The organism is Bacillus sp. XB1 (assembly GCF_053557995.1).
This window is the reverse complement of the sequence record NZ_JBNRIL010000001.1, coordinates 2,144,985-2,168,732: the sequence shown is the minus strand read 5'-3', so window position 1 is coordinate 2,168,732 and position 23,748 is coordinate 2,144,985. Positions and strand designations below refer to the sequence as shown.

Sequence of the window (23,748 nt, the reverse complement as noted above, 5' to 3'; positions counted from 1 at the left end):
TAAAGAGGAATAAAACTGTCAGAATATATTCGCTATTATATTTCAAAACATACTTTTTTCAAGCTGGTTTTGCTGTATACTATTTATATAGGTTTAATATATTTTCTTGTGAATGTTATTGAAAAAGAGTATGTGATGAGAAATTCTTAAACATGCAAATGAAAACTTTGTTTTCATTTCGTATATACATAAAAAATGCTTTGTCAATTCTGTAGGGAGGTATTTCCATGGTAGAGAAAATGAATGAAGAAGTTATGGATTCAAAAGAATTACAAGTTGGTGACGTTGTTACAGGTTCTGTAACGAAGGTTGAAGAGAAACAAGTGCTTGTAAATGTTGGATACAAAACAGATGGCGTAATTCCAATTAGTGAATTAGCTAACGTTCATATTGAAAAAGCAAGCGATGTTGTAGAATTAGATCAAACACTAGAGTTGAAAATTATTAAATTAGAAGAAGATGATCTTGTCTTATCTAAACGTGCTGTTGATGCAGAAAAAGCATGGGTAGAACTACAAGAGAAATTTACTTCTGGTCATGTATTTGATGTTACTGTAAAAGATATTGTGAATGGCGGATTAGTTGTGGACCTTGGTGTTCGCGGTTTTATTCCAGCTTCACTTGTAGAAGTACATTATGTAGAAGACTTTACTGACTATAAAGGTAAAACATTAGCTGTGAAAATTGTTGAATTAGACCGTGAAAAAAATCGTGTAATCCTTTCGCATAAAGCGGTAGTAGAATTAGAACTAGATTCTAAGAAAAAAGAAGCAATTTCTTCATTAAAAGAAGGGGACGTTGTTGAAGGAACAGTACAACGATTAACTGACTTTGGCGCATTCGTTAATGTTGGTGGAGTGGACGGTTTAGTTCACATTTCACAAATTTCACACGAACGTGTAGAGCAACCTTCTGAAGTGTTAGAGCAAGGTCAAAAGGTTAAGGTAAAGGTGTTATCTGTTGATGCTGATACACAACGTATTTCTTTATCAATTAAAGCAGCTCAACCAGGACCTTGGGAAAACGTTGCTGGCGAAATAAAAGCTGGAGATATTCGTGAGGGAGTAGTAAAACGCCTTGTTACATTTGGTGCATTCGTTGAGATTTTACCGGGCGTTGAAGGACTTGTACACGTATCTCAAATTGCAAATCGTCACGTGAAAAATCCGAATGAAGTATTGGAAATGGGACAAGAAGTAAAAGTGAAAGTACTTGAAGTTCACGTAGCAGAGAAACGTATTTCTTTAAGTATAAAAGAAGCGCTTGAGGAAAATAATGTAACTGAAGATTATAGTCAGTATGAGCCAAATGCTGATTCTGCTACTTTCCAATTAAGTGATATTATTGGTGAACAACTGAAAAAATTAAAGAAATAATGAGGGGTACAAGTGGTAAGGGCAAAACGTAAATTAGATCATATTGAATACGCTCTTTCTACTGGTCAGTCTCGTACGCATGGCTTTCATGATATTGATTTTGTGCATCAAAGCTTGCCAAATTCAAATTATGACACAATAACATGTGAAACAAAAATCGGCGAACTTTCACTAAGTTCGCCGATTTTTATCAATGCGATGACTGGTGGTGGAGGAGAGAAAACGTTACATATTAATGAGCAATTAGCATATGTAGCGAAACATCATAACCTTGCTATGGCTGTAGGTTCGCAAATGGCGGCGTTAAAAGATGAAAGTGAAGCTGCTTCTTATAAGGTGATCAGAAAGGTAAATCCAAATGGTATTTTCTTTGCTAATTTAGGTAGTGAGGCAACTATCGAACAGGCAGAGCGTGCCGTTGATATGATTGAAGCGAATGCATTGCAAATTCATTTAAATGTCATACAAGAGTTAACGATGCCAGAAGGAGACCGTGATTTTACTGGAGTACTTCAGCGCATTGAGAAAATTGTTTTAAATAGTAAAGTTCCTATCATTGTAAAAGAAGTTGGATTTGGGATGAGTAAGGAAACAGTGCAGCAGTTAGCGAACGTAGGTGTAACAGCAATTGATATTGGTGGGCAAGGTGGTACGAATTTTGCTGCTGTTGAAAATGAAAGAAGACAGCGAATGCTTTCTTATTTTAATAACTGGGGCATACAAACAGCAACCTCGATTATTGAAGCAACCTCTACAAATAATAACCTCTCTTTTATTGCATCTGGGGGCATACAAACAGCGCTTGACGTAGCGAAAGCGATCGCATTAGGGGCGAATACAACTGCGTTTGCTGGTTACTTTTTACGTATTTTAATGCAAGATGGTATCGAGAAGTTAGTGGATGAAATTGAGCTCCTACATACAGATTTGAAATTTATAATGACAGCTCTTGGTGCGAAAACGATAGAAGAGTTGCAATCTGTACCTCTTGTTGTAAAGGGTGAAACGTATCATTGGTTAATGCAGCGTGGTATTGATACTGCGCATTATAGTAGGAGATAAAAAATCAACCGTTCGGTTGATTTTTTTTGTTCTATTCTTTTTCGTAATATAAAGTGGAGAAAGGAATTAGTATTATATAAAAATATCATTTCGTAAAAATTGCAATTGAAAAAGGGTTGAAAAATGTAGATGGTGTGTTGTCGAATTACTGGAGAGAACTTAATTTTTAATAGGAATAGGTGAAGATAAAAAGAAGTAATGGGAGGATATAGTGTGCAAAATATTATTTCAATATAAATAGAAAACATTAAACTGATTATGTAAAAGACGGTTTCGTACAATATCGAAACCGTCTTTTTGCATTAATTAGTGCTGGTTTTGTTTTCGAGCCTGTTCTGGTGTATCAAGTCCAGTTGCACCTGGATATTGTAGTGATTGATCACGATCGGATTCAACGCGGCGTGATTCTCGTAGTTTTCGTTCTTGGCGATCTTTACCCATAATGAATAACACCTCCTTGTTAAAAGTGTTGCTGTTATAAGAAAAAACTATGCGTAAATAAAGTGGATTAACTTTCATAAAAAGTTCCCATAATGGAAAACATAGGAGGTGAAGTTGATGGATGGAAGTACTTTTTATTTTGTAGCTTGGATAGGGTGGATCATTGTAACCTTTTTTATGAAAAAGGACCTTATTCGGTGGAAGTTAGGCGCTTGTATACTGATTTTTATAATTTGCTCTCCGTTACATGTAACGATCGCCTCATTCGTGGTATCAGTAAATGCTCTTTTACTTTGTATTATTTCTTTTATAGGGATCACGCTATATTCTGTCTGGAAAAAATTATATAGCTTACTTTCGGCGCTTATTATTGCAATGTTATATACAAGTTTTCATCTGTTAGAAATATATGATCCGATTTGGATTGTGGTGGATAGAGTGTTTCTGCTAAGTAGTGCTCTTGTGTATGCATCGGTGTTATTGCATGGAGATCGCATATTACGATTATGTTCTCTATATGTAGGGATGTTACAAGGAGAGCTGCTAGTGACATTTATTTTTAGGAAATTGAATTTTCCATATGATTACGGTAGTTTAGCATTTTTTGATATCGTCGCCATTTCTACATTATTCATGGCAATATTGTTTTGGATTGCAAAAGCATCAGTATACATGGAACGGTTTAAGAGAAAAACACGTAAAAGAAAGGCGAGGGTAATACATGACTGAATATACACCAGCCATTTTATGCGGCGTAATAGCGGGGACAGTTACAAGGGTGCTAATGCTTCGGACGGATACGCGGCAATATCCGACGAGGCTACATGGGAAAATTATTCATATTGCAATGGGGTTAATTGCAGCTGCTTTAGGAGCGATTGCAATCCCGTCTATTTTGAAAAAAGATTTTTCTGCCATTACATTTCTTACATTAGCAGCGACACAATTTCGTGATGTACGTAATATGGAAAGAAATACGCTTCAACAATTAGATGGGTATGAGCTCGTACCGCGTGGAAATACATACATTGAAGGAATTGCATTAGTTTTTGAAAGTCGCAACTATTTGGCGATGTTAACGTCGTTTGTGACGACGTTTGCATATATAGGGTTTCGTTCGTGGATTGCTGGAGTAATTATGGCGATCATCGCATTTTTTATTGCGAAAAAATTAATGTCTGGCAGAAGGTTACATGATCTTGTTGATATCGAGCATGTTCCGCTTCGGTTTGAAGGAGCGGGGCTATATATTGATAATATTTACATTATGAATATTGGATTGCCAGCAAGACAAGAAGAAATTATGAAATATGGTATGGGTTTTATTTTAAAGCCGAAATCAATTGATGCGATGGTTACAATCTCAAATTTAGGGCAACGACAAGCTATTTTACACGATGTTTCAGTAGCGTTAGGGATTTATAGAGATTCTGGTACACCAGCGCTTGTACCGTTAGCAAAGCGTGATTTAGAGGATGGCAGGGTTGGGATTTTTGTCCTGCCGCAAGATCAAGATGCAGAGAAAGCGATAGGTGTCATAGGAAATGTACCAACGTTAGAAAGTGCTGTCCATATGTCATCGGAAGCCCCGAAAGGAAGGGGAGATAAGAGATGATGTTAGAAAGTGTTATTCTGGCAGTTATAACAACGACTCCAGAAAAATTTGCAGGTGGTGCTCCTTTATTCGTTTGCGAATCGACAGAGGAACTAGAATTTGTTGCAAATAATTTAGAGGCAATTTTAGATGGTATTGCACATCGCTTACAAGAGAATGTATATATTATTGTGAAACATTAGCAACGTGTGTTATAATGTGAGGTGTTTTGATACGTTGAGAAATATTCTGGAATGCAAATCCCTTCTTGCACAAAGAAGGGTTTTTTACATAATAAACAGAAGCAAGTTGAAAGGATGAAAGTATATGCCGAAACCAGTAATAGCGATAGTAGGTCGCCCGAACGTAGGGAAATCTACTATTTTCAATAGAATTGTTGGAGAAAGAGTTTCAATCGTAGAAGATATTCCAGGTGTAACGCGCGATCGTATTTATAGCGCTGGAGAATGGTTAAATCATGAATTTAACATTATTGATACGGGCGGAATTGATATTGGAGACGAGCCGTTTTTGACACAAATTCGTCAACAAGCTGAAGTAGCAATTGATGAAGCGGATGTTATCATTTTTATGACAAACGGTCGTGACGGTGTAACAGCAGCTGATGAAGAAGTTGCAAAAATTTTATATCGTTCAAATAAACCGGTTGTACTTGCAGTAAATAAAGTGGACAATCCGGAAATGCGCAGTGACATTTATGACTTTTATGCATTAGGATTTGGCGAACCATTCCCAATTTCAGGTACACACGGATTAGGGTTAGGTGACTTACTAGACGAAGCTGCACAACATTTTCCAAAGATTGAAGAAGATGGATATGATGAAGACACAATTCGTTTCTCTTTAATTGGACGTCCAAACGTAGGAAAATCATCACTTGTAAATGCTCTTCTTGGTCAAGAGCGTGTAATTGTTAGTAATGTAGCAGGAACAACTCGTGATGCTGTCGATACACCATATAGTAAAGATGGAAAAGATTATGTAATTATTGATACAGCTGGTATGCGTAAAAAAGGAAAAGTGTATGAAAGTACAGAAAAATATAGTGTACTTCGTGCGCTAAGAGCGATTGAACGTTCTGACGTTGTTTTAGTCGTTTTAGATGGTGAAGAAGGAATTATTGAGCAAGATAAAAAAATCGCTGGATATGCTCATGATTCAGGGCGAGCTGTTGTTATCGTTGTAAATAAATGGGATGCAGTGAAAAAAGACGAAAAAACAATGAAAGCATTTGAAGAAAATATCCGTGCTCATTTCCAATTCTTAGAATACGCACCAATTGTTTTCTTATCTGCAAAAACAAGAAAACGTACACAAACATTAATACCGGTTATCGATGAGGTAAATGAAAGTCATAGTATCCGTATTCAAACGAACGTATTAAACGATGTAATTATGGATGCGGTAGCGATGAATCCGACGCCAACTCATAATGGTAGCCGTCTGAAAATTTTCTATGCAACACAAGTTGCGGTAAAACCACCGACATTTGTTGTGTTTGTAAACGATCCAGAATTATTGCACTTCTCATATGAGCGTTTCTTAAAGAATCGCTTACGTGAATCATTTGGCTTCGTAGGAACGCCGATTCACATTATCGCTAGAGCAAGAGACTAATGGAGAGGATGTGATTTTATGACAAAAATCACAGTAGTAGGAGCAGGTAGCTGGGGAACAGCGTTAGCGATGGTATTAGCTGACAATGGACATGATGTACGTATTTGGGGAAATCGCCCAGAACTTATGGATGAAATTAATACGAAACATGAGAATGGTCGATATCTCCCAGGCATTACATTGCCAAGCACAATCGTAGCCTACTCTTCTTTAGAAGAAGCATTAGTAGATGTAAATATAGTACTGCTAGTAGTACCAACGAAAGCGTACAGAGATGTATTACAAGAGATGAAAGAAATTGTTACTGAACCAATTACTTGGATTCATGCGAGCAAAGGAATTGAACCTGGTACGTCAAAACGTATTTCGGAAGTGATTGAGGAAGAAATTCCAGAGCACTTAATTAAAGATGTTGTTGTACTGTCTGGACCGAGTCATGCTGAAGAAGTCGGTTTACGACAAGCGACAACAGTTACGTCTGCAGCAAAGCGTATGGAAGCGGCTGAGGAAGTACAAGATTTATTTATGAATAGTTATTTCCGTGTATACACAAATCCAGATATCGTTGGAGTTGAACTTGGTGGTGCGTTAAAAAATATTATCGCATTAGCTGCTGGTATAACTGATGGTCTTGGATTAGGTGATAATGCAAAGGCGGCATTGATGACACGTGGTTTAACAGAGATTGCTCGTTTAGGAAGAAAAATGGGCGGGAATCCGTTAACGTTTGCTGGTCTAACTGGTATGGGAGACTTAATTGTAACTTGTACAAGTGTTCATAGCCGAAATTGGCGCGCTGGAAATATGCTTGGAAAAGGACACTCTTTAGAAGAAGTGTTAGAAAGCATGGGTATGGTTGTGGAAGGTGTAAGAACAACGAAAGCTGCTCATGAATTGGCAGAGAAAATGGAAGTTGAAATGCCGATTACAGCTGCTTTATATGACGTGCTGTTCAATGGGAATAACGTAAAAGATGCGGTAGGCTCATTGATGGGACGTGTTCGAAAACATGAAGTGGAAGCTATACCTGATTTACTGTAAAGAAAAGCGACAGAAGTACATTTGTACTTCTGTCGCTTTTTTTATTTTTTGGGTCTTTTCACCATTTTTTCATTTTTGCATAGGATGAAGAGTAACTTGAGGAGAGGGTGAAAAGAATGGATAATAACATTTTTAATAATATTGAGAAGGAAGCGAAAGTAAATAAAGAGGATATTTTTAAATTAGCATCATCCGTGCAAAATGCGAATTTACGTGATGAAACTGTACTTCGTCAATTAATTCATCAAGTGGCTCTTATGGCGGGACGTGAAGTGCCGAAAGAGCAAGAGGATCAAATTGTAAAAGCGATTATTAATAATAATATGCCAACAGATTTTGGCTCGTTAAGCAAAATGTTTAAAAAATAAATTATGAGAAACAAAGAGTTTGTAGATTGCATATGATAGCCATGAAAGAATGGGAATAGAGCTGTTTTTGGGCATATTTGGTCAACCGAAGCGAGAGATACAATCGCTTCGGTTTTATTTTTGTCTAGATTGGTGAGAAATGCTGGAAAACCTATTGATTAAAGTTATATATTCGCAATTTGTAGTAAAATGTTCTTTTTGTATTTGTTTAAAGATTTTAATTTGTTAAAATAGTATAAAAATAGATTAATAAAAAGGGGTGTGTATATGTCAGAAGGGCTTATGAAAATGTGGTTAGCTTTAGGGGCAATTGGATTTATGTTTTTTGCAGTAAGTTTTATTTTATTAAGTAGACATAAAATAAAGAATAAATTTTTGAAAGGGATTACAGCGTTAGTAGCGTACACCCTTATGATTGTGTCAGGAATTGTTATTTTTCTTGTTGTATTTAGTGGACCTGTACAGCAGTAAATGGAATGGTCTCGAAAATACTACATACAGAGCAAATTAGATTAGTATGAAAAGGTGATGCTAGTGAAAAAATTACATATTATTTTAATATTTTGTTGTATGAGCCTTTTAACGGGGTGTCTGTATCCGAAAGAAAATATGAAGCAAAATGCGGTTCCTTATGAAGATCAGCTACAGGTTGTTCAAAAAGCTGTTGTGACATTTAAGGAGCAAAATGATGGGATATTGCCAATTAAGACGAGGGATATGAGTACACCTATTTATCAAAAGTATCCGATCGATTTTCAACAGATTGCCCCGCGTTACATACAAGAAGCGCCAGGGAATGCGTATGAAAGTGGAGGAGTATATCAATACGTATTAATAGACGTTGAAACAAATCCAACAGTAAAGTTAATTGATGTTAGGATGGCTGAACAAATTCAGGAACTATCTTTAAAGCTTAGGATATATCGTGATGAACATCAATATCCACCTTTTAAAAAAGTAATTTCAGATGGTGTATATGAATTGGATTTCAAAAAACTAGGATATAAAGATGTGCCACAAGTGACAAGCCCATATTCTGGTAAAGGACTTCCTTTTGTAATTAATGAAAAAGGAGAAGTTTTTGTTGATTATAGAATTGACTTATATGACGCTTTGAAAAAAAATGAAGGGCAGTTTGCGGAGGGAGAAGATATTCGAAATATACTTTCAAAAGGATCCCCGTTTGTACCAGCTTATTCTTTACCGTACACAGTAAAGGACGGAGAACCAATTTTTTTAAAATGATAAGTCATGAACCTTTCTTTTAGTGAATAAGTTCTACAAGAAAGGTTTTTTATGTTATACAACTTACGATGCAAACAAAAGATATTTTTTAATAGTCATATGAAATTGGACAAAATTATATGATATATTGTCCGAACTTCTAGAATACCATTATATTATATCAGATATTATAGGCAACGTTAGAGAAGGTATTAGTTGACTATAAACGCGGAATTATTCCCAAAAATTTTGAGGGAGGGAATCACTTGGAAAAGGTAGATATTTTTAAAGATATTGCAGAACGAACAGGCGGTGATATTTATTTTGGAGTTGTAGGAGCTGTTCGAACAGGGAAATCAACATTCATTAAAAAATTTATGGAACTTGTAGTTATTCCAAACATTGAGAATGAGTCTGACCGTCAAAGAGCGCAGGATGAATTGCCTCAAAGTGCTGCTGGTCGTACAATTATGACGACGGAACCGAAGTTTGTTCCAAACCAAGCGGTTTCTATCGAAGTAGATGAAGGACTTGAAGTGAATATTCGATTAGTAGATTGTGTTGGATATACGGTTCCTGGAGCGAAGGGCTATGAAGATGAGAATGGCCCGCGCATGATTAATACCCCTTGGTATGAAGAACCTATTCCATTCCATGAAGCTGCAGAAATCGGCACGCGTAAAGTAATTCAAGAACATTCAACAATTGGTGTTGTAATTACAACAGATGGAACAATTGGTGAAATTCCAAGAAGAGATTATATAGAGGCAGAAGAACGCGTTGTAAATGAGTTGAAAGAAGTAGGAAAACCTTTCATTATGATAATTAATACGGTACAGCCGTATCATCCAGATACAGAGCAATTACGCCAAAGTTTATCAGAAGAATATGATATCCCGGTTATTGCAATGAGTGTGGAGAGTTTAAGAGAAACAGATGTATATAATGTACTTCGTGAAGCGCTATTTGAATTCCCTGTATTAGAAGTGAATGTGAACCTTCCAAGCTGGGTAATGGTGCTAAATGAAGGGCATTGGTTGCGTCAAAGTTATCAAGAAGCAGTTCAAGAAACTGTGAAGGATATAAAACGTCTTCGTGATGTGGATCGCGTTGTTTGGCAGTTTAGTCAATATGAATTTATTGATCGAGCGAGCCTAGCGGGCATTGATATGGGGCAAGGTGTGGCGGAGATTGATTTATATGCGCCAGATGAATTATATGATCAGATTTTAAAAGAAGTAGTAGGAGTAGAAATTCGAGGGAAAGATCATTTATTAAAGCTTATGCTCGATTTATCTCATGCGAAAATAGAGTACGATCAAGTGGCGGATGCACTGCGTATGGTTAAGCAAACAGGATATGGTGTAGCAGCGCCTGCATTAGCGGATATGAGCTTAGATGAGCCAGAAATTATTCGTCACGGTTCAAGGTTTGGTGTGAAGTTAAAAGCGGTAGCGCCATCTATTCATATGATTAAAGTAGATGTAGAGTCAACGTTTGAGCCGATTATTGGTACTGAAAAGCAAAGTGAAGAATTAGTTCGTTATTTAATGCAAGATTTTGAAGATGACCCGTTATCAATTTGGAATTCTGATATATTTGGACGTTCACTTAGCTCGATTGTTCGAGAAGGAATTCAGGCGAAATTATCTTTAATGCCAGAAAATGCTAGATATAAATTAAAAGAAACGCTAGAAAGAATTATTAATGAAGGATCTGGCGGATTAATTGCGATTATACTATAAGAAAAAATCCCTCTCACTGTAGAGGGATTTTTTGTTTTTTTGATTATAAAATAGAAAAATAAACAGTCATTATCTAATACATTGTTGTAAATTGTCAAGTTTCATCAGATTTTCACATTTTCAGAGTAACAATTTCCTTAAAAATATTGAATTATAAAGGAGAATCGTATAATATAGGCGTTGATAATGATTTATCTACATCTTTGTAGTATAGAATTTGCAAAAATTGCCTACAAATGAAAGTAAGACTCATTTTATGATCATTATACAGTCTTATCTTTGGGAGGAGGTGAATGGCATGAACAAGACAGATTTAATCAATGCTGTTGCAGAAGCAAGTTCCCTTTCTAAAAAGGACGCAACAAAAGCAGTAGACGCTGTTTTTGATTCTATCTTAGAAGCTTTAAAACAAGGTGATAAAGTACAACTGATCGGATTCGGTAACTTCGAAGTTCGTGAGCGTGCGGCTCGTAAAGGTCGTAACCCACAAACAGGTGAGGAGATTGAAATCGCTGCAAGTAAAGTACCTGCATTCAAACCTGGTAAAGCGTTAAAAGATGCGGTTAAATAATCCTTACATATTAACAGGGAAGAAGAGTTTCCTTTTTGGGAACTCTTCTTTTTGCTTTTAAAAACATAAATATGCTAGAATGTGTTCGTATCACTTTTAGGTTTTCGGGAGGGCTAGCGGATGGCAAAAGTTAATTTAGAACAAATTGAACATGCAGTACGCCTTATTTTAGAGGCGATTGGGGATGACCCAAATCGTGAGGGAGTACTTGATACACCAAAGCGTGTTGCAAAAATGTACGCAGAAGTGTTCTCAGGTATGCATGAAGATCCGAAAGAGCATTTGCATAAAGTATTCGGAGAAGATCACGAAGAGCTTGTACTAGTAAAAGATATACCATTTTATTCGATGTGTGAGCATCATTTAGTTCCATTCTATGGAGTTGCTCACGTTGCATATATTCCGCAAGGTGGAAAGGTGACAGGGTTAAGTAAATTAGCTCGTACCGTAGATACAATTGCACGTCGCCCACAACTGCAAGAACGTATTACATCAACAGTAGCGAACTCTATTATGGAAGTACTAGAGCCTCATGGTGTAATGGTAGTAGTAGAAGCAGAACATATGTGTATGACGATGCGTGGTGTAAAAAAACCAGGTGCGAAAACAGTAACGACAGCAGTGCGTGGTGTGCTTGAAAATGATGCTGCAGCGCGCAGTGAAATTTTATCGTTTATTAAAACGAAGTAAAGAAAAGCGGGAAACTGCTTTTCTTTTTTTTTTTAGTAAATAAATGATATAGTTTTAACTAGACAGAGTGAGATTAGAAAGATTGCTTACATGAATGGCAGGTGTAGCCAAGTTTTGGTTATAGAAAATAGAGTGTATGTGTTATAATAAGTTTTATGAATTAGAAAACAAGGGTGATTTTTTGTGTGTGACATCTACGGAGGGTATGCGGGTATAAAAGAAAAATTGATGGAGAAATTACGCCATCCTTACTTTATAAACTATATTGAAGAACCATTTATTGATGAAGAAAAGATAGCATTGTTATATGGTGCTTTAAAGAGTGCAAACTTACATATAGAACAAATTGAGCATTACGTAGTAACAATTATGCTTGTACAAATTGCGCTTGATACGCATGAAAGGGTATCAAATAAAGCAGGCGAGGAAGAGATTGAATTCCATAAATGTCGTCAATTAACAGTACTTGCAGGCGATTACTATAGTGGACTATATTATTATTTATTGTCTATGAATCGTGATATTGTTTTAATTCGTGCACTTGCTGAAGGAATTAAAGAGATAAATGAACACAAAATTATGTTATACCAAAAAGCGCATGAAACGACGGATGACATAATGAAAAGCGTAGTAACGATTGAGTCTGCGCTCCTTCAAAAAACATGTGATCATTTTCATTTATCACATTGGAAGCCATTTATCACATACGTATTAGGTGGAAATCGCCTTCAAAAAGAAATTCAATTGTATGCTGATAAGCAACATTCACCTGTTTTTCAAGCTATGCAAGATGCTTTAGGGGATAAAGCAGAAGTAGTGATTATTGGTTGGATGAAGGAATTGAGAAAGAAAGAAAAACAATTTTTAGAAAATCACACAGACATAAATGAAATAAATTCTGTGTTAAGGAATAAATAGAAGACATAAGCAATTTTACATTGGAAGAAGGTACGAGCATGCAACAATCAAAAGAAGAAAGAGTACATGACGTATTTGAAAAGATTTCTGATAAATACGATGTGATGAATTCTGTAATTAGTTTTCAAAGACATAAAGCGTGGCGTAAAGAAACGATGCGAATTATGGATGTACAACCAGGTAGTCAAGCGCTTGATGTATGCTGTGGAACCGCAGATTGGACAATTGCGCTAGCTGGAGCTGTAGGTGAACAAGGAAAGGTTGTTGGCTTAGATTTCAGTGAAAATATGTTATCTGTCGGTAAGCAAAAGGTAGAGGCGTTACAATTAAAACAAGTAGAACTTCTACATGGGAATGCAATGGAACTTCCGTTTGAAGATAACACGTTTGATTATGTGACGATTGGGTTTGGTTTACGTAACGTACCGGATTATATGCACGTATTAAAAGAAATGACACGTGTAGTAAAACCAGGTGGAAAAGTAATCTGTTTAGAAACATCTCAACCAACAATGATTGGTTTTCGACAAGGGTATATTTTATACTTTAAATATATCATGCCGTTATTTGGAAAGATGTTTGCGAAAAGTTATAAAGAATATTCATGGCTTCAAGAATCTGCTAGTACGTTCCCAGGGATGAAAGAATTGGCTCAAATGTTTGAGCAAGCTGGACTTGAACGTGTGCAAGTGAAACCATTTACTTTTGGGGTAGCAGCGATGCATTTAGGTATTAAACCAGAATCAAAATAGAAAAAAGAAGTTTTAGGTTAAGGTGAACAATATGAAGTTACAACTTATGTACTCTTTTTTACGATCGGATATTAATGTGATAGAAAAAGAATTAAAAAAGACAGTTGCTTCTGAACAGCCATTAGTAGAAGAGGCAGCATTACAGCTTATTGAAGCTGGTGGGAAACGAATTCGTCCTGTATTTGTGTTGCTTGCAGGGAAATTTGGAGATTATAAGTTAGATGCGATTAAGCATGTTGCTGTTGCGTTAGAACTTATTCATATGGCTTCTCTTGTTCACGATGATGTTATTGATGCTGCATTTTTACGACGCGGCAGTGCGACTGTGAATGCGAAATGGGGAGATCGTATTGCGATGTATACAGGGGACTATCTGTTCGCTAAGTCTCTTGAATGTATAACAAATATCGAAATTCCAGAGGCGCATCAAGCGTTATCACATACTATTTTAGAAGTCTGTAAAGGTGAAATTGAACAAATTAAAGATAAATACAATTATGACCAAAATTTAAGAACGTATTTAAGAAGAATAAAGCGAAAAACAGCATTGTTAATTGCCGCGAGTTGTCAATTGGGAGCGATTGCTGCTGGTGCTAATCGTGATACGGTAAATCGTCTATTTTGGTATGGGTATTTTGTAGGGATGTCTTATCAAATTATTGATGACATTTTAGACTTCGTTTCCACAGAAGAGAAACTTGGAAAGCCTGCTGGCGGAGATTTACTACAAGGGAATATTACACTTCCTGCTTTATATGCGATGGAAGATCCAGTACTTCGTCAGAAAATCACATCTGTACATGAAAATTCAACAGCAAGTGAAATGCAAGAAATTATTGATGCTGTAAAAAATAGTACAGCAATTGATCAAGCATTTGCGTTTAGTGAACGTTATTTACATAAAGCTTTAGAAATAATAAAACCACTTCCACGTGGAAAAGCAAAGTACGCATTACAAAATGTTGCAAAGTATATTGGAAAACGAAAATTTTAATGTTTATTCTAAAAAATAAAATAATCTCTCTATTTCAAAACTATTGCACAATTGTGATAAGGGTGATAATATGTGTGTGGGGATATACAATTACATACATAATTCAGAAGTGGAGAGATTTTTTATGGAAAAAACATTTCTAATGGTAAAACCAGACGGTGTACAACGTGCCTTCATTGGGGAAATTGTAGCTCGTTTTGAGAAAAAAGGCTTTCAATTAGTTGGTGCAAAATTAATGCAAGTCACTCCGGAAATTGCTGGACAACACTACGCTGAGCATAAGGAAAAACCTTTCTTTGGTGAGTTAGTAGACTTTATTACATCTGGACCTGTGTTCGCAATGGTATGGCAAGGTGAAGGTGTAGTAGATACAGCGCGTAACATGATGGGGAAAACAAGACCACATGAAGCAGCTCCTGGAACAATTCGTGGAGATTTCGGTGTAACTGTTGCGAAAAACATTATCCATGGTTCTGATTCTTTAGAAAGCGCAGAGCGCGAGATTGCTATTTTCTTTAAAGAAGAAGAATTAGTTGACTACTCAAAATTAATGAATGAATGGATTTACTAATTATTTTGAAATAATTTGTAAACGCTTTAATCACTGTGATAATAGTAAAAAGTGCAAGGAGAATAGGGGTATTCTTCTTGCACTTTTTTTATTTTCAGTTAGTTACGAAGTTTGAGCTGTTATGATATGTTGATATTTAAATTAGGCCTATCGGAAATATAGAATAAGAAAATGGTCGATTTATGATATAATTTCTTTAATATTTTTAGAATGATAAAAGTTAATATAGTGAGATAAATACATATACGAAAAGAGGAATAACGTATGCGATATATTACAGCTGGTGAATCTCATGGTCCACAACTTACAACGATTATAGAAGGTGTTCCGGCAGGATTGTCTTTAGTAGCAGATGATATAAACGAAGAGTTAGCTAGAAGGCAAAAGGGATATGGGCGCGGTAGACGCATGCAAATTGAAACGGATCAAGTGCAAATTTTAAGTGGTGTTAGACATGGAGAAACATTAGGTTCCCCTATTGCACTTGTTGTTGAAAATCGTGATTTTGCACACTGGACAAAAATTATGGGGGCGGAGCCTTTAACTGAGCAAGAAGAAAAAGAGATGAAAAGGAAAGTGACAAAACCAAGGCCTGGGCATGCTGATTTAAATGGTGCGATTAAATATGGTCATAGAGATATGAGGAATGTACTGGAACGTTCGTCAGCGCGCGAAACGACGGTGCGTGTTGCTGCTGGTGCGGTTGCTAAAAAGGTGTTAGCAGAACTTGGTATTAAAGTGGCGGGCCATGTAATTGAAATTGGCGGTGTACAAGCTAAGGAGATTACGTATAGTTCAATTGAAGAATTAAAGAGTATTACAGAAGCATCTCCTGTACGTTGCTTAGATGAAGAAGCTGGTAACCAAATGATGAAAGCGATTGATGATGCGAAAGCAAATGGTGATTCAATTGGTGGAATCGTTGAAGTAATTGTGGAAGGGATGCCAATTGGAGTAGGTAGCTACGTGCATTATGATCGAAAACTGGATGCGAAATTAGCAGCTGCAATTATGAGTATTAATGCTTTTAAAGGTGTCGAGATTGGAATTGGTTTTGAAGCAGCGCATAGACCAGGAAGTGAAGTTCATGATGAAATTCTGTGGGATGAGGAGCATGGATATACACGAAGAACAAATAATGCAGGTGGACTAGAAGGCGGTATGACGACTGGAATGCCAATTGTTGTGCGCGGTGTGATGAAACCGATACCTACACTTTATAAACCTCTTCAAAGTGTAGATATTGATACGAAAGAGCCTTTTACAGCGAGTATTGAACGTTCAGATAGTTGTGCAGTGCCAGCAGCTAGTGTCGTTGCAGAAGCGGTTGTGGCTTGGGAATTAGCGACAGCTTTAATAGAACAATTCGGATTAGATCGTATGGAACTAATTCGTGAAAATATTGAGAAACATAATGAATATGCGAGGGGATTTTAATGGGAAACATACATATTCAAACGAAATCAAAAGAATATGATGTACATGTTGGTAAAGAAGCGTTGTCAAACTTAACAACGATCGTTCAAAATATGCAGCCAGCGGTATCTAACGTAATGATCATTTCAGATGAAGCTGTTGCATCACTACATTTACAGACAGTTATCGATGCATTACAAGTAGAGCAGCACGTGTTTTCGTTTGTTGTACCAAGTGGCGAAAAAGAGAAGTCTTTCGAAAATTTCTATGCGGCTCATACGTCAGCTCTTGAAAATAAATTAGATAGAAATTCTTTAATTCTTGCACTTGGAGGCGGAATGATTGGAGATTTAGCTGGTTTTGTTGCTGCATCGTTTATGCGTGGTATTCGCTTTGTGCAGGTTCCGACAACTTTATTAGCGCACGATAGCGCAGTGGGTGGGAAAGTAGCGATTAACCATCCGTTAGGTAAAAATATGATTGGTGCATTCCATCAGCCAGAAGCAGTTGTATATCATACACCGTTTTTACAGTCTCTTCCTGAAAAAGAGTGGCGTTCAGGTTATGCAGAGGTGATAAAGCATGCTCTTATCGGTGATGTGGAGCTATACCATTGGTTAAAAGAAGAAGTGCAAACATTAGCGGATCTTCATGATGAGAAGTTAATCCATATATTAACGAAGGCGATTCCTGTAAAGGCAAATGTTGTGTCACAAGATGAAACAGAGAAGGGTGTACGTGCTCATTTGAACTTTGGACATACGTTAGGACATGCTCTTGAAAAAGAGCTAGGGTATGGAAATATTACTCACGGTGACGGTGTAGCGGTTGGAATGTTATTCGCCATATTTTTAAGTGAGCAAGTGTACAAGGTTGATCTTGCTTATGAAGATATGAAGCAGTGGTTCTTGAAATACGGCTATCCAAAAATGCCAAGAGATTTGAATGTAGAGCGCCTCGTTCAATTGATGAAACAAGATAAGAAAGCAAATGCAGGAGCAATTCATATGGTGCTTATGCAGGAATATGGGGTAGTGAATGTCGTATCTATTTCAGATGAGACTGTTCATATTGCGTTAGAGGCATTTCAAAAAGATATGGTTTAAAATGATAGCGAAGTGCTGTGAAGTGCTCATTTAGAGGTATTCTCGTAATAGTGACGGTTATGACAAAAGATTACAGTAAGGGGCTATAACCGTATTGTAATCAAATTGAATGAAATGACTGGGGGAAGAAAAATGAGAGTGAAAGAGCAATTGTTAACTTTGAGAGCGTATGTGCCTGGGAAAAACATTGAAGAAGTAAAAAGAGAATATGGTTTATCAAAAATTGTGAAATTAGCATCCAACGAAAATCCATTCGGTTGTTCAGCACGTGTGACAGAAGCATTAACTTCTTTAGCGAGCCAATATGCCCTTTATCCAGATGGATATGCCTTTGAACTTCGGACAAAAGTAGCGAAACATTTAGGTGTAAAAGCAGAACAACTACTATTTGGTAGTGGATTAGATGAAGTCATTCAAATGATTAGCCGAGCGTTATTACATGAAGGAACAAACGTTGTAATGGCGAATCCTACGTTTTCACAATATCATCACCATGCTGTTATTGAAGGAGCAGAAGTTCGTGAAGTATCACTTAAAGATGGTATTCACGATTTAGATGCAATGCTAGAGCAAGTAGATGAGAAAACGAAAATTGTATGGATTTGTAATCCGAATAATCCAACAGGTACATATGTTGAGAAACAAAAATTACTTTCATTTTTAGAATCAGTTCCTAAGTCGGCTCTCGTTATTATGGACGAAGCATATTATGAATACGCGGAAGCAGAAGACTATCCGCAAACATTACCACTTCTTGAAAAGTATGAAAATCTTATGGTTTTACGCACGTTTTCAAAAGCATATGGTTTAGCTGCTTTTCGTATCGGATATGCGATTGGGGATGCGAAGTTAATCGGACAGCTAGAAGTAGCTAGGTTACCATTCAATACATCAACTGTAGCCCAATCTGTAGCACTCGCTGCATTAGAAGATCAAGCCTTTTTACAAGATTGTGTGCAAAAGAATGCTGAAGGTTTAAATCAGTATTATGCATTTTGTAAAGAATATAACGTATTCTATTATCCATCTCAAACAAATTTCATTTTCTTAAAACTTGGTATACCGGGTAATGAAGCTTTCGAACGATTAATGAAAAAAGGATATATCGTTCGTTCTGGTGCTGCATTTGGTATCGATGATGGTATTCGTATTACTGTCGGTTTGAAGGAAGAAAATGATGAAATTATAGAGTTGCTGAAAGAGCTTGTAAATGAGCAAGTACAGAAAGAAGAAACATATTCTTAAGAGATTGTGAAGGCTCCTAGTATAGGAGCCTTTTTTATCGCATTCAAAATAAAGGTTGAAGACTGCTAATTAAGTTATTCTGTAAACCACGGTTTGTATGGCTCGATAATTAGTGAGAGAAGTTATTTGCACGGTCATAAAAGAAAGCGGTACAATAGAAGATGATGGTAAGGTATCGGTGTCATATCCGAACCTTTTGAACAATTAACTACTCTGTAAGAAGAAGTATAAGAAGAAGTATGCTCATTCTAAAGGTTGCGTTCTAACAGTGAGTTGCTTATGATAAATGAACAGAAGAGAATATTTTTTAGAATTAAAGGAGACGTTTATGCAAAAGTTTGAACAAGCTGTTTCATATATTGAAAATGGTGAAGCGGAAAAAGGATTACAATTATTAAAAGAACAATTAAAAATTGCGAATGATGAAGAGAAGTATGATATCGCTCGTTACTATCATACGCTTGGATTTACAGATGAGGCATTAGCAATTACTGAAGACTTACGTTTACTGTATCCAGAAGAAAGTGAATTCACTGTATTTTTAGCAGAATTATATATTGATCTAGATAAAGAAGATGAAGCGATTGAAGTGCTTCATGATATTCCAGAAAATGACGATTTATATGTTCAATCGTTATTACTTGTTGCAGATTTATTCCAAATGCAAGGTTTTGATGATGTAGCAGAGCAAAAACTATTAAAGGCGAAAGAAATGATGCCTGATGAACCTGTTATTACGTTTGGGTTAGCAGAATTATATAGTAGTAAAGGTGAAGAACAAAAGGCAATTACTTATTATGAATCGCTATTAGCGGAACATAAAGTAATGGGTGGTGTTGTGATCGCACTTCGCCTCGCAGAAACGTTAAGCGCGATCGGAAACTGGGAAGAAGCGATTTCTTATTATGAAGCAGGCCTAGAGGAACAAAAAGATATTCACTCATTATTTGGATATGCCTTTACATTATACCAAGGTGAAGAATATCAGAGAGCAATTGGTGCTTGGCAAGAACTAAAAGAATTAGACCCTGAGTACGCATCACTGTACATGTATTTAGCGAAAAGCTATGAAAAAGAAGGAATGCTTCAAGAAAGCTATGAAACGCTTCATGAAGGAATTAAAGTAGATGAGCTTTCAGTTCCATTTTATGTAGAGTTAGCGAACATTGCGGCGAAATTAGGGAAAATAGTAGAAGCAGAGGAAGTTCTTCAAAAAGCGCTTGAGTTAGATCCAGGGCATTTAGGTGCAACATTAAAATATGCATATATCTTAAAAGAACAAGAAAAGTACGAAGAGTTAATTGCAATTGTAGAGCGTGCTATTGATAGTGGAGAACCAGATACACAACTACTTTGGGATCTTGCGTATGCAAAAAAACAATTAGAAATGTATTCGGATGCATTAAAACACTATGAAAGTGCATATACTTCTTTTAAGAATCATCCAGACTTCTTAGAAGAGTACGGTTATTTCTTATTGGAAGAAGGAAAACGAAAAGAGGCGAAAGAAGTATTTACCCAGTTATTACAACTAGACCCGACACAAATTCATATTGAAGAATTGTTATATAATTTAGAGGATTTTTCATAAGTTGGAAGGAAACTGAATGCCGCTTCTTGAATCTAAAAAGAAAAGAGAAAGACAGAGGAGGGACTTAATTGCTATGAATACCCCTGTTTCTGTAAACGAGAAGAAGGATTTTGTAAAATGGTTTTTGAATAATTACCAACTGAAACAGCGTGAATGTGTATGGATTCTGAATTATTTAATGAGTCACGACCAATTGATGCATAAAGTCCACTTCGTAGAGCATGCAAAATATTGTCCGCGTGGCTTAGTGATGTCAGCGAATTGTGTGAAAGACACACCGTTTCACTTTTTTAAACAAAATGTTATGACAACAGATGCTGAAAAATCGTTTCATGATATTCGTTTAAATCGAGATGAGGATATTTATATTCAACTCAACTTTAAATCATCGTTTCAAAATGCGAATTATGTAGCTGTATTAGAAGAAAACCCATATCTACCAAAGCATATTGAAGTAAATGAAAAAGATCGTTTACTTGCAGAAAGGTTTTTGGAAGAAAGTGTATTTTCGTTTAGGAGAGAACGCCTTTTGAAACAAATTGATGAAGCGTTAGATAAGCAGGATAAGGAAGCGTTTCATAGATTAACGGCAGAGTTAAAGACTTTATAGAATTTATTTGGATTAATTAATTTTTACAAATTTCAGACTTTTATAAAGAAAAACTACCTATATTGGGTAGTTTTTCTTTTTTTACCTCTTTTAGTGTGGTTTAATATATATAAAGTGAAAGTTCTGTCATTTGCAAGTGAAGGAGGGAAGGGATTTGAAGTGGATTGTAAAAGATGTAGAACAGTTTGAGCAAGCAAGAGAGTATGTTGATACAGGAGTAATACCGCTGTTATCAATTTCGGCAGCAAAAGAAATGAAAATGGTTGTAGAACAAGGTGAATTTATCGAATTGTTGAGCACGGAATTGGAAAGAGAGTATAAAGGAAGAGTGCTTTTACTGCCTGCGTTTACGTATTTGGTAGAAAGTCAAAAGAATGAAAAAGGTCGTTTGCAAGAATGGACAAATCATTTACGAAGTGAAGGTTTTAAGCATATTGCTTATGTTACAAGTGATTTTTCATGGAAAGAGGATATGCAAGAGTTACAGGGAGATTTATTTTGGTTTCCTTCATTAGCGTTAGAACAATTTAGTGATCAAGCAAAAAGAGAAGTTATTCATGCGCATATAAAAAATATAATGGTGATGTTGGAAGAGAAATGGGGAAACTCGCAATAAACAGAAAGTTCTTATTATTATGAGTAGTATGATATTGACCTGTGCATGAGCGTATTATATCATGATAGTGTCCTAGTTTTTATTTTTTATATAATTTATCACGAGGGGACAATTTCTGATAGAGGGGGGAAATTTTCGTGAGCGACAAAGAACATCGCGTGTCAAGAAGACAATTTTTAAATTACACACTCACAGGGGTAGGAGGCTTTATGGCTGCCGGTATTTTAATGCCGATGACGCGATTTGCGCTTGATCCGGTGTTAAGAAAAGAAGCGGGAACAGATATGGTTGCTGTTGCGCAAGTAAAGGATATTACAACAGAGCCGAAGCGTTTCGATTTTAAAGTGAAGCAGGTTGATGGTTGGTACAAGTCTGAAGAACCAAAATCGGCTTGGGTTCATAAAGATGAAAGCGGAGACATTGTTGCGTTCTCTCCAGTATGTAAACATTTAGGATGTACAGTTAACTGGAATTCGGACAAAGCACATCCGAATCAATTCTTTTGCCCATGTCACGGGGGGCGTTATACAAAAGATGGGATTAACATTAAAGGTACGCCACCCCTTGCTCCGCTTGATGTGTACGAGTCTAAAGTGAAAGATGGAACGCTGTATCTAGGAAAAGCGAAGCCAAGAGGGGGTGCAAAGTAGATGTTAAATAAAATTTATGATTGGGTGGATGAAAGATTGGATATTACACCAATATGGCGTGATATCGCTGATCATGAAGTACCTGAACATGTAAACCCGGCACATCACTTTTCTGCATTCGTCTATTGCTTTGGAGGACTTACCTTTTTCGTTACTGTAATTCAAATTTTATCTGGAATGTTTTTGACGATGTATTATGTGCCTGATATTAAAAATGCTTGGGAATCAGTTTACTATTTACAAAATGAAGTTGCTTATGGGCAAATTGTTCGTGGTATGCACCACTGGGGTGCTAGTCTCGTAATTGTAATGATGTTTTTACATACACTCAGAGTTTTCTTCCAAGGTGCGTATAAAAAGCCCCGTGAGTTAAATTGGATTGTTGGTGTTCTTATTTTCTTTGTTATGTTAGGTCTTGGTTTTACCGGATATTTATTGCCGTGGGATATGAAAGCTTTATTTGCTACAAAAGTAGGGATTCAAATTGCAGAGCAAACACCGCTCATTGGTCCTTATATTAAAACATTACTCGCTGGTCATTCCGAAATTGTTGGCGCTCAAACATTAACTCGCTTCTTTGCTATTCACGTCTTCTTCTTACCAGCAGCACTTCTAGGTTTAATGGCCTTCCACTTCATCATGATTCGCAAACAAGGTATTTCCGGTCCACTATAAGAGATTGCTAAATTAAAGGGGAAAGAACTAAAGGAGGGAGATTATGCATCGCGGCAAAGGGATGAAGTTTGTAGGAGACTCTCGGGTACCAGTAGCTCGGAAACCAAATATTCCAAAAGACTATTCTGAATACCCAGGGAAAACAGAAGCATTTTGGCCGAACTTCTTGTTAAAAGAATGGATGGTTGGTGCAGTTTTTTTAATCGGTTATTTATGTTTAACAGTGGCGCATCCGTCGCCGCTTGAGAGAATGGCGGACCCAACAGATGCTGGATATATACCACTTCCAGATTGGTATTTCTTATTCTTGTATCAGTTATTAAAGTATTCTTATGCTTCCGGTTCATTTACTGTAATTGGAGCATTTATTATGCCAGGGATTGCGTTTGGAGCATTACTGTTAGCTCCATTTCTTGATCGAGGTCCAGAAAGACGTCCATTGAAGCGTCCTGTGGCAACTGGATTTATGCTTTTAGCAATTGCATCGATTATCTTTTTAACTTGGGAATCTGTAGCACACCACGACTGGGAAGCTGCAAAAAAACAAGGAGCAATTGTAAAAACAGCGCCAGTTGATAAAAATGATGATGGCTATAAATTAATGCAAAAAAATACTTGTTTAACATGTCATGGTGACAATTTACAAGGCGGGGCAGCAGCACCGGCACTGCAAAACTTAACTTTAAAGCCAGAAGAAATTGCTAAAATTGCGAAAGAGGGAAAAGGTTCAATGCCTAAAGGTGTATTTAAAGGTACGGATGAGGAACTGAAGAAGCTTTCGGAATTCGTTGCAAAGTATAATAAAAAATAATAAAAAGCTGACTACAAAATTTGTAGTCAGCTTTTCTATTTAG

General features: G+C 36.5%; 27 protein-coding genes. 26 read left to right on the top strand and 1 reads right to left on the bottom strand.

Going from position 1 to position 23,748, the window contains the following annotated elements; all coding sequences use genetic code 11:
- The first annotated feature begins 227 nt into the window (after positions 1–227).
- Together rpsA and ACK1U5_RS11025 are read left to right on the top strand one after the other, a co-directional pair.
- Positions 228–1,376: a 30S ribosomal protein S1 gene (gene rpsA, locus ACK1U5_RS11030; protein ID WP_000229559.1), complete on the top strand. Its 1,149-nt coding sequence runs from the start codon at positions 228–230 to the stop codon at positions 1,374–1,376.
- Positions 1,377–1,388: 12 nt separating this feature from the next.
- A complete protein-coding gene (locus ACK1U5_RS11025) occupies positions 1,389–2,438 on the top strand; it encodes a type 2 isopentenyl-diphosphate Delta-isomerase (protein ID WP_000251037.1) in 1,050 nt (349 codons plus the stop codon).
- Between the two features lie 306 nt (positions 2,439–2,744).
- Here ACK1U5_RS11025 and ACK1U5_RS11020 read toward each other — a convergent pair whose 3' ends face one another.
- On the bottom strand, positions 2,745–2,879 hold the full coding sequence (locus tag ACK1U5_RS11020) for a YpzI family protein (RefSeq protein WP_000513900.1): 135 nt from the start codon (positions 2,877–2,879) through the stop codon (positions 2,745–2,747).
- Between the two features lie 117 nt (positions 2,880–2,996).
- Here ACK1U5_RS11020 and ACK1U5_RS11015 point away from each other — a divergent pair, with 117 nt between their 5' ends.
- From ACK1U5_RS11015 to qcrC, 24 genes are all read left to right on the top strand, one after another.
- On the top strand, positions 2,997–3,608 hold the full coding sequence (locus tag ACK1U5_RS11015; RefSeq protein WP_000349095.1) for a YphA family membrane protein: 612 nt from the start codon (positions 2,997–2,999) through the stop codon (positions 3,606–3,608).
- Complete coding sequence (locus ACK1U5_RS11010) at positions 3,601–4,494, top strand: YIEGIA family protein (protein WP_000141601.1); 894 nt, start codon at positions 3,601–3,603, stop codon at positions 4,492–4,494. Before ACK1U5_RS11015 ends, ACK1U5_RS11010 begins: the two co-directional genes overlap by 8 nt.
- Positions 4,491–4,676: a capping complex subunit for YIEGIA gene (locus tag ACK1U5_RS11005; protein WP_000979059.1), complete on the top strand. Its 186-nt coding sequence runs from the start codon at positions 4,491–4,493 to the stop codon at positions 4,674–4,676. Before ACK1U5_RS11010 ends, ACK1U5_RS11005 begins: the two co-directional genes overlap by 4 nt.
- Positions 4,677–4,800: 124 nt before the next feature.
- On the top strand, positions 4,801–6,111 hold the full coding sequence (der, locus tag ACK1U5_RS11000) for a ribosome biogenesis GTPase Der (RefSeq protein ID WP_001125893.1): 1,311 nt from the start codon (positions 4,801–4,803) through the stop codon (positions 6,109–6,111).
- A gap of 18 nt (positions 6,112–6,129) precedes the next feature.
- Positions 6,130–7,152, top strand: a complete 1,023-nt coding sequence (locus tag ACK1U5_RS10995; RefSeq protein ID WP_030024641.1) for an NAD(P)H-dependent glycerol-3-phosphate dehydrogenase — start codon at positions 6,130–6,132, stop codon at positions 7,150–7,152.
- Between the two features lie 116 nt (positions 7,153–7,268).
- Positions 7,269–7,520 (top strand): stage VI sporulation protein F, encoded by a 252-nt coding sequence (locus ACK1U5_RS10990; RefSeq protein WP_000369754.1) that lies wholly within the window; start codon positions 7,269–7,271, stop codon positions 7,518–7,520.
- A gap of 267 nt (positions 7,521–7,787) precedes the next feature.
- The gene (locus ACK1U5_RS10985) at positions 7,788–7,991 is read left to right on the top strand and encodes a DUF2768 domain-containing protein (protein WP_001289004.1); all 204 of its coding nucleotides are present in this window, start codon (positions 7,788–7,790) and stop codon (positions 7,989–7,991) included.
- A gap of 63 nt (positions 7,992–8,054) precedes the next feature.
- The gene (locus tag ACK1U5_RS10980; RefSeq protein ID WP_000733110.1) at positions 8,055–8,765 is read left to right on the top strand and encodes a hypothetical protein; all 711 of its coding nucleotides are present in this window, start codon (positions 8,055–8,057) and stop codon (positions 8,763–8,765) included.
- Positions 8,766–9,010: 245 nt separating this feature from the next.
- Positions 9,011–10,489 (top strand): stage IV sporulation protein A, encoded by a 1,479-nt coding sequence (spoIVA, locus tag ACK1U5_RS10975; protein ID WP_000416519.1) that lies wholly within the window; start codon positions 9,011–9,013, stop codon positions 10,487–10,489.
- Positions 10,490–10,787: 298 nt separating this feature from the next.
- The gene (locus tag ACK1U5_RS10970; RefSeq protein WP_001043860.1) at positions 10,788–11,060 is read left to right on the top strand and encodes an HU family DNA-binding protein; all 273 of its coding nucleotides are present in this window, start codon (positions 10,788–10,790) and stop codon (positions 11,058–11,060) included.
- Positions 11,061–11,180: 120 nt separating this feature from the next.
- Complete coding sequence (gene folE / locus ACK1U5_RS10965) at positions 11,181–11,750, top strand: GTP cyclohydrolase I FolE (RefSeq protein WP_001151482.1); 570 nt, start codon at positions 11,181–11,183, stop codon at positions 11,748–11,750.
- A 183-nt stretch (positions 11,751–11,933) separates the two neighbouring features.
- On the top strand, positions 11,934–12,668 hold the full coding sequence (locus tag ACK1U5_RS10960) for a heptaprenyl diphosphate synthase component 1 (RefSeq protein WP_000332851.1): 735 nt from the start codon (positions 11,934–11,936) through the stop codon (positions 12,666–12,668).
- 38 nt (positions 12,669–12,706) lie between these two features.
- The gene (gene menG / locus ACK1U5_RS10955) at positions 12,707–13,420 is read left to right on the top strand and encodes a 2-heptaprenyl-1,4-naphthoquinone methyltransferase (RefSeq protein ID WP_001187674.1); all 714 of its coding nucleotides are present in this window, start codon (positions 12,707–12,709) and stop codon (positions 13,418–13,420) included.
- 31 nt (positions 13,421–13,451) lie between these two features.
- Complete coding sequence (gene hepT / locus ACK1U5_RS10950) at positions 13,452–14,414, top strand: heptaprenyl diphosphate synthase component II (protein ID WP_000776077.1); 963 nt, start codon at positions 13,452–13,454, stop codon at positions 14,412–14,414.
- A 124-nt stretch (positions 14,415–14,538) separates the two neighbouring features.
- Positions 14,539–14,985, top strand: coding sequence for a nucleoside-diphosphate kinase (gene ndk / locus ACK1U5_RS10945; protein WP_000415883.1), 447 nt, complete (start codon positions 14,539–14,541; stop codon positions 14,983–14,985).
- 264 nt (positions 14,986–15,249) lie between these two features.
- A complete protein-coding gene (gene aroC, locus ACK1U5_RS10940) occupies positions 15,250–16,422 on the top strand; it encodes a chorismate synthase (RefSeq protein WP_001269386.1) in 1,173 nt (390 codons plus the stop codon).
- Positions 16,422–17,507: a 3-dehydroquinate synthase gene (aroB, locus tag ACK1U5_RS10935; protein WP_000526812.1), complete on the top strand. Its 1,086-nt coding sequence runs from the start codon at positions 16,422–16,424 to the stop codon at positions 17,505–17,507. The genes aroC and aroB overlap by 1 nt, the downstream gene beginning before the upstream one ends.
- Positions 17,508–17,639: 132 nt before the next feature.
- Positions 17,640–18,752, top strand: a complete 1,113-nt coding sequence (gene hisC, locus ACK1U5_RS10930; protein ID WP_025967073.1) for a histidinol-phosphate transaminase — start codon at positions 17,640–17,642, stop codon at positions 18,750–18,752.
- Between the two features lie 328 nt (positions 18,753–19,080).
- A complete protein-coding gene (locus ACK1U5_RS10925; RefSeq protein ID WP_001168671.1) occupies positions 19,081–20,343 on the top strand; it encodes a tetratricopeptide repeat protein in 1,263 nt (420 codons plus the stop codon).
- A 73-nt stretch (positions 20,344–20,416) separates the two neighbouring features.
- Positions 20,417–20,953, top strand: coding sequence for a ReoY family proteolytic degradation factor (locus ACK1U5_RS10920; protein WP_001095925.1), 537 nt, complete (start codon positions 20,417–20,419; stop codon positions 20,951–20,953).
- A 154-nt stretch (positions 20,954–21,107) separates the two neighbouring features.
- Positions 21,108–21,569, top strand: coding sequence for a YpiF family protein (locus ACK1U5_RS10915; protein ID WP_000871314.1), 462 nt, complete (start codon positions 21,108–21,110; stop codon positions 21,567–21,569).
- Between the two features lie 137 nt (positions 21,570–21,706).
- Positions 21,707–22,219: a menaquinol-cytochrome c reductase iron-sulfur subunit gene (gene qcrA, locus ACK1U5_RS10910; RefSeq protein WP_001280593.1), complete on the top strand. Its 513-nt coding sequence runs from the start codon at positions 21,707–21,709 to the stop codon at positions 22,217–22,219.
- Entirely contained in the window at positions 22,220–22,894 is a 675-nt protein-coding gene (gene qcrB, locus ACK1U5_RS10905; protein ID WP_000932700.1) for a menaquinol-cytochrome c reductase cytochrome b subunit, read from the top strand.
- Between the two features lie 43 nt (positions 22,895–22,937).
- On the top strand, positions 22,938–23,705 hold the full coding sequence (qcrC, locus tag ACK1U5_RS10900; protein ID WP_000554603.1) for a menaquinol-cytochrome c reductase cytochrome b/c subunit: 768 nt from the start codon (positions 22,938–22,940) through the stop codon (positions 23,703–23,705).
- Positions 23,706–23,748 lie beyond the last annotated feature (43 nt).

Excerpts from the sequence above, each read along its gene's own strand:
- rpsA (WP_000229559.1), top strand. The coding sequence starts at position 228 with ATGGTAGAGAAAATGAATGAAGAAGTTATGGATTCAAAAGAATTACAA.
- ACK1U5_RS11020 (WP_000513900.1), bottom strand. The coding sequence starts at position 2,879 with ATGGGTAAAGATCGCCAAGAACGAAAACTACGAGAATCACGCCGCGTT.
- ACK1U5_RS11015 (WP_000349095.1), top strand. The coding sequence starts at position 2,997 with ATGGATGGAAGTACTTTTTATTTTGTAGCTTGGATAGGGTGGATCATT.
- ACK1U5_RS11010 (WP_000141601.1), top strand. The coding sequence starts at position 3,601 with ATGACTGAATATACACCAGCCATTTTATGCGGCGTAATAGCGGGGACA.
- ACK1U5_RS11005 (WP_000979059.1), top strand. The coding sequence starts at position 4,491 with ATGATGTTAGAAAGTGTTATTCTGGCAGTTATAACAACGACTCCAGAA.
- der (WP_001125893.1), top strand. The coding sequence starts at position 4,801 with ATGCCGAAACCAGTAATAGCGATAGTAGGTCGCCCGAACGTAGGGAAA.
- ACK1U5_RS10995 (WP_030024641.1), top strand. The coding sequence starts at position 6,130 with ATGACAAAAATCACAGTAGTAGGAGCAGGTAGCTGGGGAACAGCGTTA.
- ACK1U5_RS10990 (WP_000369754.1), top strand. The coding sequence starts at position 7,269 with ATGGATAATAACATTTTTAATAATATTGAGAAGGAAGCGAAAGTAAAT.
- ACK1U5_RS10985 (WP_001289004.1), top strand. The coding sequence starts at position 7,788 with ATGTCAGAAGGGCTTATGAAAATGTGGTTAGCTTTAGGGGCAATTGGA.
- ACK1U5_RS10970 (WP_001043860.1), top strand. The coding sequence starts at position 10,788 with ATGAACAAGACAGATTTAATCAATGCTGTTGCAGAAGCAAGTTCCCTT.
- folE (WP_001151482.1), top strand. The coding sequence starts at position 11,181 with ATGGCAAAAGTTAATTTAGAACAAATTGAACATGCAGTACGCCTTATT.
- menG (WP_001187674.1), top strand. The coding sequence starts at position 12,707 with ATGCAACAATCAAAAGAAGAAAGAGTACATGACGTATTTGAAAAGATT.
- hepT (WP_000776077.1), top strand. The coding sequence starts at position 13,452 with ATGAAGTTACAACTTATGTACTCTTTTTTACGATCGGATATTAATGTG.
- ndk (WP_000415883.1), top strand. The coding sequence starts at position 14,539 with ATGGAAAAAACATTTCTAATGGTAAAACCAGACGGTGTACAACGTGCC.
- aroC (WP_001269386.1), top strand. The coding sequence starts at position 15,250 with ATGCGATATATTACAGCTGGTGAATCTCATGGTCCACAACTTACAACG.
- aroB (WP_000526812.1), top strand. The coding sequence starts at position 16,422 with ATGGGAAACATACATATTCAAACGAAATCAAAAGAATATGATGTACAT.
- hisC (WP_025967073.1), top strand. The coding sequence starts at position 17,640 with ATGAGAGTGAAAGAGCAATTGTTAACTTTGAGAGCGTATGTGCCTGGG.
- ACK1U5_RS10925 (WP_001168671.1), top strand. The coding sequence starts at position 19,081 with ATGCAAAAGTTTGAACAAGCTGTTTCATATATTGAAAATGGTGAAGCG.
- ACK1U5_RS10920 (WP_001095925.1), top strand. The coding sequence starts at position 20,417 with ATGAATACCCCTGTTTCTGTAAACGAGAAGAAGGATTTTGTAAAATGG.
- qcrB (WP_000932700.1), top strand. The coding sequence starts at position 22,220 with ATGTTAAATAAAATTTATGATTGGGTGGATGAAAGATTGGATATTACA.
- qcrC (WP_000554603.1), top strand. The coding sequence starts at position 22,938 with ATGCATCGCGGCAAAGGGATGAAGTTTGTAGGAGACTCTCGGGTACCA.